The sequence below is a fragment of the Desulfonatronum zhilinae genome (genome assembly GCF_900182865.1).
GTDB lineage: Bacteria > Desulfobacterota > Desulfovibrionia > Desulfovibrionales > Desulfonatronaceae > Desulfonatronum > Desulfonatronum lacustre.
This window is the reverse complement of sequence record NZ_FXUJ01000010.1, coordinates 120267-133407: the sequence shown is the minus strand read 5'-3', so window position 1 is coordinate 133407 and position 13141 is coordinate 120267. Positions and strand designations below refer to the sequence as shown.

At 45.8% G+C, this 13141-nt stretch carries 11 protein-coding genes; 1 reads left to right on the top strand and 10 read right to left on the bottom strand.

The genetic code is table 11. The features are described from left to right. Window positions 1-113: 113 nt before the first annotated feature. From AC559A_RS10025 to cysC, 8 genes are all read right to left on the bottom strand, one after another. The gene (locus AC559A_RS10025) at window positions 114-863 is read right to left on the bottom strand and encodes a 7-cyano-7-deazaguanine synthase (protein ID WP_498817822.1); all 750 of its coding nucleotides are present in this window, start codon (window positions 861-863) and stop codon (window positions 114-116) included. Window positions 864-950: 87 nt separating this feature from the next. After that, a complete protein-coding gene (locus AC559A_RS10020) occupies window positions 951-1784 on the bottom strand; it encodes a sulfotransferase domain-containing protein (RefSeq protein WP_498817821.1) in 834 nt (277 codons plus the stop codon). 44 nt (window positions 1785-1828) lie between these two features. Continuing rightward, on the bottom strand, window positions 1829-3121 hold the full coding sequence (locus AC559A_RS10015) for an O-antigen ligase family protein (RefSeq protein WP_498817820.1): 1293 nt from the start codon (window positions 3119-3121) through the stop codon (window positions 1829-1831). Window positions 3122-3152: 31 nt separating this feature from the next. Further along, window positions 3153-4376, bottom strand: a complete 1224-nt coding sequence (locus tag AC559A_RS10010; protein WP_498817819.1) for a glycosyltransferase — start codon at window positions 4374-4376, stop codon at window positions 3153-3155. Between the two features lie 19 nt (window positions 4377-4395). After that, window positions 4396-5649, bottom strand: a complete 1254-nt coding sequence (locus tag AC559A_RS10005; protein WP_498817818.1) for a glycosyltransferase — start codon at window positions 5647-5649, stop codon at window positions 4396-4398. 24 nt (window positions 5650-5673) lie between these two features. Then, complete coding sequence (locus AC559A_RS10000; RefSeq protein ID WP_498817817.1) at window positions 5674-6495, bottom strand: acyltransferase family protein; 822 nt, start codon at window positions 6493-6495, stop codon at window positions 5674-5676. Window positions 6496-6590: 95 nt separating this feature from the next. Further along, window positions 6591-7730: a glycosyltransferase family 2 protein gene (locus AC559A_RS09995; RefSeq protein WP_498817816.1), complete on the bottom strand. Its 1140-nt coding sequence runs from the start codon at window positions 7728-7730 to the stop codon at window positions 6591-6593. Window positions 7731-7830: 100 nt separating this feature from the next. Then, on the bottom strand, window positions 7831-8475 hold the full coding sequence (gene cysC / locus AC559A_RS09990) for an adenylyl-sulfate kinase (protein ID WP_498817815.1): 645 nt from the start codon (window positions 8473-8475) through the stop codon (window positions 7831-7833). 541 nt (window positions 8476-9016) lie between these two features. On the opposite strand from cysC, the gene wecB reads away from it, so the two are divergent. Continuing rightward, a complete protein-coding gene (gene wecB / locus AC559A_RS09985) occupies window positions 9017-10159 on the top strand; it encodes a non-hydrolyzing UDP-N-acetylglucosamine 2-epimerase (protein ID WP_498817814.1) in 1143 nt (380 codons plus the stop codon). 56 nt (window positions 10160-10215) lie between these two features. Here wecB and prsK read toward each other — a convergent pair whose 3' ends face one another. Further along, complete coding sequence (prsK, locus tag AC559A_RS09980) at window positions 10216-12351, bottom strand: XrtA/PEP-CTERM system histidine kinase PrsK (RefSeq protein ID WP_498817813.1); 2136 nt, start codon at window positions 12349-12351, stop codon at window positions 10216-10218. Window positions 12352-12389: 38 nt separating this feature from the next. Next, window positions 12390-13022, bottom strand: coding sequence for an exosortase C-terminal domain/associated protein EpsI (locus AC559A_RS09975; protein ID WP_028571768.1), 633 nt, complete (start codon window positions 13020-13022; stop codon window positions 12390-12392). Window positions 13023-13141: the final 119 nt, after the last annotated feature.

The following is a 13141-nucleotide window of genomic DNA, read 5'->3' as shown; positions in this document are numbered from 1 at the left end:
TTGCGGGCTACTCCTTGCTTCCTCAGGGAGCAAGGCAGTGCATACCCCTTTCAGGGGTGGCCTAAATCCTGGTCCTCTGGGCCAGGATTCTTTAAAAATATGCATACAAATTTTCATGCAAGTCGAGCGATAATTCTTCTTGCTGCCGATTTTGTCGGCCTTGCGACATATTTCGTGATATATGACTTGATACGACTTGCATAAGGCAACCTATGGCCAAGCCCTTCTTCCATGGTATAAATACAGGGGTTGCATGTTCCACAAGGTATCATATTTTTATGCGGACTATGGCAAAACCATGTCATATTCATAATTTCCTCAACGTGTTGTTCTTTGGCAAGAGCCATCATTTCGATTTTTGTCAAGCTGAACACTGGGAATGTATAATATTTAAAGAGTGTATATTCATCTGTGTCACTGAATGATTTACTAACTCGACAACTTTTGAGAGGATCTGCAATGACTACATCAACAAGAACATCATGAGCCTTGTCGTCTTTGTGAATGCATAACTGCATATCAGTCATATTGTTTTGATCACAGAAACGGGCCAACCACTCATATTGCCCACCAATAAATGATTTCATTCTGATTCTTTTAAAAGCATCGGATATAATGTTGTTTGAAACAATACCTGTCATAGAAAAGTATTGTATAGGTGACAAAAGATCAATAACATATGGAAATTTTTTTGTTAATTTCGACATTATTCTCTTCATCGATATCATCTCAGCACATGTTGATCGACGCTCTTCATCAATAATATAAATTGGCGATACGCTAACTTTATCAACAGTCAACAACTGCAGCAACTGATATGTTGAATCAAAACCACCTGTCCAGAGTATAATGACATTTTTCATATATATCATTCATCTTATTAAATAACTATCATTTTAATTATTCAGACAACAAACGGCCTTGTGAGCACTCATTTCATATAACAAAACTTACCGGCAATAACCAAGAAGAGTCATATTGTTTCGGCAAATTTTTTCTATTCTTTCGAGATTCTTTATACCATAAAATAATCGCAGGTTCTCTTCCCTGTTCCCTCTCGGCTGGTACTGTATGTTAATTTTATTGGATATATCGTAATGGGGATTAAGATGTAATCTTCCTGCGATTCGCTTGATTTCTCCTATTTTATCAACCAGGAAATCTTCATATCGTGAAAGGATGATGGAATTCTTATTTTGAATGTAAACATCGGACATTAAATTCCACCTTTGTGCCAGCATGCTGATATAGTTGTCGCCGTCAAGTCCAAGCCATGCACCGTTTACAACCTTTTCCCAACCAATGGCGATATGCGGTTTCTGATCCCATCTTTCCAGAGACTCGAGATGCCCTGGAACTTTGATCCTATTAAGTATGCTTCTGATATTGCTCCTTGGATCCCTTGCAATAAATACAAATTTCGATTGCGGAAAAGTCTCAACCAAATCTTCATAAAACAATGTCAAATTTGCTTCCTTGACAATGTCTCTTGAGAAATCAAGTTTGTTCCGCTCAACAAAATCCGCAAAGGTCCATTTACCTTCTTTAACAAGTAAATATCCCTTACGTTTATACAGCCACTCTTTTGACAGATCTATGCTTACAGTGCATCCTGTTGCAGATGCAAGCAATGCTGAAATTGCGGAAGTCCCCGATTTTTGGTTTCCAATTATAAATATTGGAGATGGATTAATTTTAACAAAAACTGATCTACATTCAATATTAATTTTCATCAGCATAAAGTACAATTTACGCCATTTTTTTTTAAAAATGATTGATTTCATAAAATATCATTATTAATTCTAAAAAATTAATTCTTTGCACAACTTTATACAGCATTTATCGTTTCATAATGATTTATTTTAATATTTTGATCATTCGCCAACCTTCTAAGAACTATCACAAGAGCAATAACAATCCAAAACAGCTTGTTTCCTAATCCGCTACTCGTAACTCCGATTACCATAAATGCTATTATAAATATTTTTAATGAACGGGATAACGCATAGAGCGTGCCTTCTTCAGATTTTTCAAACATTTTTTCTGCTTTTATAGCATTTCGATAGGCATATACAATCAACAAAAAATACAAACCGACCCCAACAACCCCCAATTGTCCTCCCACCTGCACATAGAGATTATGCGCACTTAAACCACGTTCTCCATATCTGCTTTCAACCAACTCAAGATCATCTGATTGTTGTGCAAGCTGATAATACTCATGACCGAATCCACCTATGCCTACGCCAAAAATGGGGTTTTGGAGCATCATCATCCACCCCGCCCTTGCTGACTCCACCCTGCCAAGATCAACCTCCGCCGCTGATTCTGCCTGAAATGTCGTCATCAGCCTGTTGTGCGCCCTCCATTTAACTCTTTCAAGAGGAAAGGCATAATAGAACACCGGTACAAGAGCCAAGGTAACAATAAAGGCGATAATTTTATTTTTCCCCTTGAAATACATTACTGGTGTCAAGAATAAGCACAACAACATTGCAATCATTGATGTCCTTGAATATGTAATAACTACTCCAGTTATCAACAAAATTAATATTCCAGACAAAATTATTTTCGTTTTATACATATAATTACTTAACAACAACCCCATTGTAATTGGTATTAAAAGAGCAAGTGTCTTTCCAAATGCATTTGGATTTGACATAAAACTTGTTACTCTCACAATTCCTTCATCTCTAACGCCAATGTTAGCTTTCAAACAATACAAACCGTACAATGCAGCTATACCTCCCATCAACATCAAGACCCAAACAACAATAACGACTTGCTTTTTTGTCTTCACCATGTAGACAAAAAGAAAAAACGGCATGACATTTCTTATGAACATCATTTGGTCATTCCATGTTGCATTTGATCCAATTATAGAGCAAATAAATGTCCAAGCAATAAAAACAAGTACAAGTCCAACAAGCTTGTTCTTAGCCGCAATAAAATTCCCTGTAAAAACGACATGCAGTATCCAAGCTCCGAGTACTGCATATCCCAATAATAAGCTTGGATTATACGTTCGAAGTTCTGGGAAAAATTGTATTGGCTCGATAAAATGTCCAAAAATAAAAAATGGCAAGGCATAAAACGGATTTATGACGGTTATCAGACTCACGAACATTACGCCCAACGACAAAAATACAACACTATTCATTTCTATTAGCCTCGCTAGCATCACTACTAATAATTAATTCATATTTATTTCGAAGCCAATTTGCATTTTTCTCCCAATACAAATTATTATCTTTCATGTATCGCAGAGCATTAGATCCAATATTCTTTCGCAATCCCGGATCATTTTTGAGCAACAATATGTATTCATACATCTTTTTGTAATCATATGGTGAGACCAAAAATCCATTTTTCCAATGATTGACAACCTCTGAGGCACCATCAACATTCGACGCGACGACTGGCACTCCACAAGCCATGGCTTCATACAAGACATTCGGCATGCCCTCTGAAAAACTGACCAGCATAAATATGTCCGCGGCGTTCATCCAGATTGCTATTTCAGCCGGATCCCTTCTTCCCGCCAGCTTGACGTGCTTCTCAAGATTGTTGGCCTTGATCTCTCGCTCCAACTCAGTTCGCCTTGGACCTTCACCAACCCATACAAAGAGTAGATTTTCACGCTCCGCGACGGTGCAGTCCAAGAGGACCTTCGTAAATGAAAAAGGATTTTTTCTGGTGATCAACCAACCAACCGAAAGGACTATTGTCTTGTCCATGGGGAGATTGAGCTTTTCTCGCGCCTTCGTCCTGGACATGGGCTTGAATACATCCATGTCTACTCCCTTGGGCATCAGAGATATTTTTTCCGGATCCGCCCCCAGTTCGACGGCTCTCCTGGCAAGGCTTTTGGACACGGTGATGACGGCATCGGCATTGTTCAGGACACGCCTGATCATCGGCCGCAGAACAAACGACTCGGGCAGCTTGTTCAGATCATTACCGCGACAGGAAACGATCAGCGGTTTCTTGAATTCATTTTTGATGAGTAACCCGCAATATCCTTCTGGGTAGGCATTGTGCGCATGGATGAGATCAAAATCAAAATCAACCTGGATTTTCCTGATCAGACCCACGAGGAACAGATAGAACCAGACTCCTTTTGCCGGTAAAAATACAGCGCCGGGAAGTGGAAAGTATTTTTTGTAAATGACTTCGATGCCATTTCGTGCATCACGATCATGCCGATCTCCCGGCAATGCTGAGTCCCTGCCATGGGAGAAACGCCAGGGAATGGGCACGATTACTTTCTGCGAATACAGCCCAGCCATCGACTCGACCTCTCTTTTGATGAACACGCCAAAATGAGGGCTCTCCCGACTGGGGTACAGCATTGTAATCACAAGTATTTTCTTCATTGCTCAGGAGCCTGGCAATTTACTGTGTTTGCGTTTTGCCGTTCAACAATCCCGCATAGATCTCAAAATAGCCCTGAACGACTACGGACCAGTCGCGTTTTGCGATCACATCCTTCCTGGCTTGGCGGCCAATCTCCCGGCAGCGACCAAGATGACTTGCCAAGTAGATCAGTTTATCCGCGAGGTCGTTGATATCACCCGCCTTGAAGACAAATCCGTTTTGTCCATCGCTGACCAACTCCTTGAGTCCGCCGACATCGCTGACCAGGACGGCTTTTTCCATGGCCATGGCTTCGAGCGGCTTGAGAGGGGTCACAAGTTCGGTGATCCGCTTGCTAATCCTTGGATAGACCAGGATATCAATTATTGAATAGTATTCCGGAACATCCTCATGGGGGACACGGCCCGTAAAAATCACGGTTCGTCCGTCCAGTTCCAGTTTTTCGGCGAGGTTTCGTAAATTTTGATCTTCAACACCAGTACCTACAAGAAGGAAAGCAACATCGCGCTGTCCGTGGCTGACCTTGGGAATGCATTGGATGAGATCCGCCAACCCTTCAAAGGTAAAAAAAGAACCGATGAATCCAATGACGACTTTCCCTTGGAGATGATATTTTGCGATCAGTTTTTGCGATTTCGCAAGTGGAATGAAGACACTGGCGTCAACGCCATTAGGGACAATCGACAACCCTGGCTTCGACCTTCTTTCAGCAATCTCTTTTCTCAGCCCCTCACAGATGCAGACAACGCAATCAGCCTGATCGAAGAGCTTTTGTTCAATCTTGCCGCTGATTCTATACTTCAGGGAATTCTCGGCAAATCGTTTTCGATCCACTGCCGCATCTTCCCAGAAAGCTCTGACTTCATAAACCATGGGCTTGTTCATGCGACGAGCGACTTTCAATGCAGGCAAACCGCATAACGAGGGGGAGTGCGCGTGAATAATGTCGACCTGTCTGGTTTGCACCAATTCTTCAATCCTTTTCTCAACCTGGAGCATCATGCACTGTTCCCTGAGGAAAGGAATTTTTTGCAGAATCCGCATTATTTTCCCAGGCTTCTCATACGAACGGTGATATTCAACACCATTGATTTGTTCATGAGCAACAGTTCTTTCGTACTTTGGCGTTGTCGCCACAAGAGGACTCAAACCGTTCCTGGCCTGGAAATCGACAATGTATTTGCTTCTGATGCTGTAACCGCTGAGATTTGGAATTGATCTATCAAGCACATGCAGAACTGTTTTTCCATTTAATGAGTGAGATGTGTTCATTACATTTTCTCGTTTAATGAAATTTCAAGGATGCGAGATACGCGTGACAATGTTATTTTCATAATATTCCAAAAATTTTTCTATTTTTTCTGAGATGATTTTATGAAATATAGACACAGTTGATGTCATCAAGAAAGATATCATAAATGCCATCGTACCTCTAAACATGAAAACGCCGAATACCAATTTTAAAATAGCGCCATGAAGCAAAAAAAATGAGTATGAATGTCCTTGGATACGATACAGAATATAATTAATCTTATTCAATAATTTGTTTGACGTACCATTAAAATTCAATTTAAAAAATGCATGTACAAAATAACCAGCATAAAAACTAAAAAAGTACAGGTAATCCTTTATCCCCGCAAAATTTAAACAAATCGCTGAAAAAACGATGAATACTAATTTTAAAAAAATATTATCAATCAATAAGTATATAAAAAGACAAATATATAATATTAAAATATATGTAATAAACCATGATATGACATACACAGGATCTTTTACGAACAGGCTTCCTCCAAAAAAAATAATTATTGCTGTAAAAAAATCTGTTGTCTTGTAACCGACAATCTCATTGACAAGCAAAACAATGGATATGACCGACCAATAGGGTATCATAATCTGCTTGATTCTCTTAATCAGCCACGAAGCAGGAGGAATATTCGGCTGAAAAGAAAAGTATCCTGAAAGAAGCAAAAAAATCGTTATGCCAATTTTATCAATTGGTATATCATTTGGTAATTTACTGAACCCCCTGTAATGAAAAACGAAAATTAAGATTGTTGCAAAAATCCTAAGAATACTCGCCACCAGTATTGGATGCGTTTTTTTTCTCTTATCCATTGCCCGACGTTCATGTAACGATATGGAAACACGTTATTTATCGTAGACATCCCCTTTGTAAGCACAACGACTACCAGGAATTCCATAGCAACGCATTACGCAACTTTTCTCCATGTCTTAGCTGTATTGCCAGAAAAAAAGCACCATGTCCCAAGAAGTACCGCATAATTCAGATTGACGAAAAAGTAGATTAAACTTATCGGACGCAATTCACGGAATTCAGGCTTGAGATAGGCAGCAACCGCTACACCATAAAATACCAGTTGCGCGACAAGCGTGATGGTGAAAAACAGACCCGCCAGGAAAAAATTCGCGAAAAACACGGAGAGCATCCAGAACGGAACCAGGAGTCGGAATATCTTGTGGGACAAGAAACACCACCAGATTGAATCCTGAAGCGGCGACATCAGCTCCGGCGCAATCTTCAGTAGCTGCCAATTGCCAGCCAACGTACGAATCTTTCTGGTCATTTCAGAACGCATGTCTTTGGAAACCGTGTCGTAGGCGACAGCGGAAGGATCAAAAACACATCGCTGGCCCTGCATGACGATGATCATCGGGAGCAAGACGTCATCAAGAATCGTCTCTGCCGGAATATCTTTGTAGAGTTCTCTGCGAATCGCATAGATGGCACCCGTTGCGCCAACAACTGAACCGCCCTGGCTTTCCAGCTTCCGGACCATCTTTTCATAACGCCAATATACGCCCATTTCCTTCTGGATTGTGCTGGCACGTTGCTCAACGAAAACCAGTTCTCCGCTGACGCAGCCGATCTGTGGGTCGTTGAAATTAGCCACCAGCTCCATCACGACTCGTCTGTCGAACCACTGGCGACAATCGGCAAAAACGATGATTTCTCCCTGTGCTTCACGAACGCCCTTGCTCAATGCAGATGCTTTCCCTCTGGATGGTGCGCAGACAAAAATCCTGACCAGCGCGCTTCGTGCCGCACATTCCCGCACGATCTGGTTGGTATTGTCATCCGAACCGTCCGAGACAACAACGATTTCAAAACGGGCTGATGGATAGTCCAGTTCAAGAAGATTGTTGATCCGCTTTTCAATATTTTTCTCTTCATTTCTCGCTGCGATGACAATGGAAACCATCGGCAAAATATCACAATATTGCTTGTTGATTGGCTTTGGGAAGAGTTTTGACCGAATCAACAAAATAAACGGATAAATAATATACGTGTAGAATATAAAAAACATTGATAGTATGAATATAATTTTCATATAATATCTTTCGACGCCATGGTCATATCTATGTTGTGTATTGGATATCCTGTATACCAATCACTATTGTTAACGTCACTTACAATGGCCTTGGCGACTGTCAGGGGCATGAGGGGACTTTGAAAAATGCTTGCAGAATTTTCTCTACGCATTCATCCAGTGACCATCTGTGTGTCTCCAGCACCAAGTCCGGATCCAACGGCTCCTCGTAGGGAGCGGATATGCCGGTATAGTTTTTGATCTGGCCAGAGCGGGCCAGTTTGTAGAGTCCTTTTACATCGCGTTGTTCACATACTTCCAGCGGACATTTGACGTAGATCTCGAAGAATCGACCACAGTTGATCAGTTCTCTGGGCTTTCCCCGGTCCGTGCGCATGGGGGAAATAAAAGCCGTTAGGCAGATGATCCCGGCATCCAGGAACAGCCGAATCATTTCGGAAATACGTCGCAGGTTTTCAGCACGCCCCTCGGGAGAGAAGCTCAAATCCCGACACAACCCCTGGCGGACGTTGTCTCCATCAAAAACATACGTCAGCTTTCCCAGCGCGTGCAGCCGCTCCTCCACGGCATGGGCGATGGTGGACTTGCCAGATCCGGACAGCCCCGTGAACCAAAGCACCATGCCGGTCTGCCCGAGCAGTTCTTCCCTGTGCTCACGTCGCACTTTGCCTCGGTACGGAACAATATTTCGCCACTCTCTCGTGGAGCCTGAATTCGATGCATATTTTTGATTTATGCTGGACATGGCTTCCCTTCTGGCAAGCAATAACGGCCTTGCAACAAAACTCCTTGTCCGGAAAATCTGGACAATCCGGTCAATATAGATTGAACTGCTGGACAGAAATTATGCTGCGTCGTTGTTATCATTTGTATTAATATCAATTATATTCATACGGTTACTGTTTTCACTCTTCTCATCCTGGATAAATCAGACGTGGCAACCGTAATCATTTGGATAAATCAACATGCTGTGCTTATTACGAAATCTCATTTTAAATCAGGAAATAACACTTCAAAATCATGCTCGACTTTGCAAAATAAATACCACACGCCAATTCAATAATTGACGAAAAGCATCGTAAAAGATCAATGTTGTCGGACTTGGATGACCGAAGACTTCGCAAGGAAAAGAACGGCACGTTTCTTGATATCTTTATCGACGATATTCAACGCAAGCCTGATGTGCCTGCATTGCTCGATGGTCTTCCTGATGGTGTCGTTGACGATCTTGATCTCTATTCGGAGATCAAGTGCATATTCATGCAATAACCAAACAGGTGTTCAACATGACAAAGATTCTGATGGTGGCTGGAGCAAGACCAAATTTTATGAAAATTGCGCCAATTTTACGAGAAATGAAGCAAAATCATGCTCAATCGATACTGCCGATCCTGGTGCATACTGGCCAGCACTACGACGAAAACATGTCCGGCTCTTTTTTTACCGAACTGGGCATTGCCCGGCCGGACTATAATCTGGAGGTTGGCTCGGGGACACATGCGGAACAAACCGCGGCGGTAATGGTCAAATTCGAACAAGTTTGCGACATGGAAAATCCGGACATGGTCCTGGTGGTCGGCGACGTCAACTCAACCATTGCCGCCGGTCTCGTCGCCAAGAAAATGGGCATCTGTCTGGTGCATGTGGAAGCTGGTTTGCGCTCGGGAGACCGGAGCATGCCCGAAGAAATCAACCGACTGGCCACGGATGCCATCAGCGATATTTTCTTCACCACGGAGAAAAACGGTACGGAAAACCTGTTGCAGGAAGGCAAGGCGCCTAAGGACGTGCATTTCGTGGGGCACGTCATGATCGACAATCTGTTCTACCAGCTGCAACGGCTTCAGAAAAAGGACCCCGCTGAGCTGAACATGTACCGGTTCAAGCAACGGCTCCCCCAAAAATATGCCTGCCTGACCCTGCACCGGCCAGCCAACGTGGATCGACCGCAAGACATTCAACCGATCATCGCGGCCTTGATGGATGTCAGCGAACGCCTTCCGATCGTTTTTCCCTGTCATCCACGAACCAGGGCAAAACTGGAAGCATTCGGCCTGCTGCAACAAATACGCTCACCGCAAGAATCGGACGATCCTCTCGAAACCGGCATCATTCTTTTCCCTCCCCTGGGATATGATGATTTTCTCTATCTCTGGAAGGACGCCGTCATGGTGCTGACGGACAGCGGAGGCTTGCAGGAAGAGACAACGGCCTTGAAAGTCCCCTGCTTGACGCTGCGCACCAGCACGGAACGCCCGATTACCATGGAGGAGGGCAGCAATGTCCTGATCGGGACGGACATGGAGCTGCTGCGCCGGACAGTGGACCAGATCATGGCCGGGAAATGCAAACCTTCTCGTGTTCCAAGTCTTTGGGATGGACAAGCCAGCAAAAGAATCGCCCAGGTATTGTGCGCTTGGGATCATTGACCGCGATGGGAGCATTCAGGGTTGTCGAGTCCGAGCAAAAGAACCTCAATCATCAATCAGCTCCGCTTTTCAACGTCGTCGCGAACTCCCTCGTCGGCTTCACGGGTCAAACTCATTGCAGAGCCCCTCTCTTCATCGCGAAGCGGAAGCCAAACCGTAAAAGCGGCCCCCTTGCCCTTCTCGCTCAACACCTCGACCCGGCCGCCATGGGCGGCAATGATCTGTTTGCATTGATACAAACCGATGCCCAATCCGCCAGGTTTCGTGGTCCTGAAGGGTGTGAACAGGCCTTGGGCCAGAAAATCCTGGTCAATCCCGCATCCCGCATCCGTGACGCGAAATCCTGCCCGGCCATTCTCCCGGACCACGGCCACACTGATAGGACCGTTATTTTTCGTGGCCTCCAAGGCGTTAAGCAACAGATTGAGCAGAACCTTGTGCAATTCCTCCCGGTCCGCCACCACCAACACGGAATCCCCGACGATCGTAACGGGTGCCGTCTCAACAACTGTACTCACCGCCTCTTCAACCAAATTCCGAAGATCGACCCGTTGCTTGTTCAGACTGATAGTCCCAGGGAGCTCCTTGAGACGGGCAATCAACACCTTCATCCTGTTGACCGTGTTCCCCAAAGACTGGAGCATGTCCCGCTGAAATTCGGGGTCGGCGATGTAGTCTTTGGCATTGTCCAGAACCAGAGAGAGTGTGTAGACGAGGTTTTTCAAATCATGAGCCACAAAGGCGGAAACCTTCCCCACTGCCTCCATTTCCCGGGCCTGGACCAACTGATCGGCCAGGTGAAAATTGAGCAGGGCCAGCGCCACTTGGCGGGACATGGCCTTGATCAGGTCATAGTCTTCAAAGTTGTAGATTTCTCGGGCGTCCAGGGGAGCACCCAGGGAGATGAAGCCCTCCAAACGACCACCGATATGCAATGACGTCAGCAGGACGATCCTGTTTTCCCGGATAAAATCAGCCTGGTCGCTGGTCTGGGTTTTCAGGGGCTTCTCTTTCAGGTTCAGGACCCAGTCTTGCGCGGACATGGGTGCCAGGAGGGGATCGTCGGAGCTGAAAACAACCTGCGGAGTTTTCATTTCACAACAGGAGCTGCACAGCAAAACATTGGTGTCGTGATCGCGCAAAAACAGGGCGACCCGGCCCATGCCGAACGTGTCGCGATAACTTTGGAGCACTGCGGCGTACAGCTCATCCCTGGTCTTGGCTCTGGACAGTCGATCCGTGAGTTTCTGCCATTCCAGGCGGTAATCATACTTGTTTTTGTAAAAGTGTTTGACCAGGAAGACCCGGATCTTGCGCTTCACCGTTTCGGACAACAGGGCGATCAGCAGCAGGGTTCCGACAAGCAGGGCAAGCACCGCCGCCAAAACGCCGGGAAACTCCGGTCCGAAATGCTTCAGTCCCTCCCCCAGAAGCCCCAGTCCCAGCAGGTACAGACCGACAGCCAGCAGAACTACGGACCTGAAAGCCATTTGCCGGGACAGGATAATTCCGACCTCGTGGTTACGCCGTAGAAGGGAATAACCGATCAGGGCCGCGCCCAGAAGCAATGCCGTTGAACGTAGCGAAATCAACTGCATGTTGATGGTCCTGAAGAGCAACCCCTGGCTGAAATAGAAGATCAGACCAACCAGGACGATTCCGGAACCGATCAGGGCCAGTTTGACTTTCCAGCGGTCGCCGTGACTGGTCTCGGCCAGGGTGGTCTCAAGGTTGATCAGGGGCAGGACGAGAAACAGGAACAGGCCGACGTAAAACGCGAAGGCCGACGAGGAGAGGAACAACAGCCTCTCAACGGCGAAATCGGGTGAAAAGTAGAAGCTCTCGAAGGAATGGGAAAGCACCATGACCGGAAAGGTCAGGGTCAGCGCCAGAAAGGCGATCTGGAAAAGGGAGACGTTCTTGATGCCCGGTTTCCTGGCAAAGGACAGACTGAAGCCAAGCCAGGCCATGGGCAGGATTCCCTCGGCAAACATGGCCAGGCGACGCCATTGAGGCAGGCTTTCCGGATCGCGCAGAGCCAGCAGGTCAAACAGCTCCAGGGATGCCGTACCGACCAAGGCGAAAAACAGCCACGCCAGGCTCCAGGACCCCCGCCCGCGGGCCAGCACGTAAAGCGGCATGCCGATGGCCGTCAGGATCGCGGCCAGGGAGAGAAAGGTCTGGAGCACCACGAGCGCGATCCTCCGGATTTATAGAAAATAAATCCATGTCATGACGGCAGAAATTCCCGGATAACGGGATAAAAATCCGTGGCAAAGTCCTGGGATCGCTTGATGGCCTGCTTCGAATCGCCGTCAAACCGGGAGGATATTCGAATGAAAGCCGTGTCCCTTCGACCATGCAACAGGGCGCCCGTTATCTCCGCCAGCCTGAGCGCGTACTCGTTGTTCAAGGATCGATCCCGAACCTGGAACCAGTACAAAAACAGTTCGCTTGCTTCACCATGCTGGTAAACAGCCTGAACCATGTGCACCGTGTCCGAACCGATCTCCATGGCTACATGTTCGCTGGAGCGAAGAAACCACCCGCTCCCCGGCAGGCAGTGCTTCGGTGAATGGATTCCCCCGGTTTCTTTGCCGCCATCATAGAACCCCACGTGCAGGTCAATATGACGACCATCATCCCGGGCATATGTCCTGTTCATGATGTCCGTGGGCTTGAGAATACTCAATACCCTCGTGCTGAACTCATATTCGTTGATCATCCGCCAGCCCTGATGCTCGGTGGGAAACTGCGCAAAGGGCTTGTTCAACGGGATCACGGTCTCGGCATGCGCATGCATATACAGTATGCCGAGCAAGAGCAGGATATACACAATGACGAATCGCTTCGTGGTCAACACGTTCTTCTCCTTGTCTCAGGGCCATTTTGTTCTCTGCAAAATCTTTATAATTTCAGAGCGGTAGATTGCAGTATGTTTAAAGGGAACCTCCAGGGTGGGCCAGCAATCATCGAAATCGA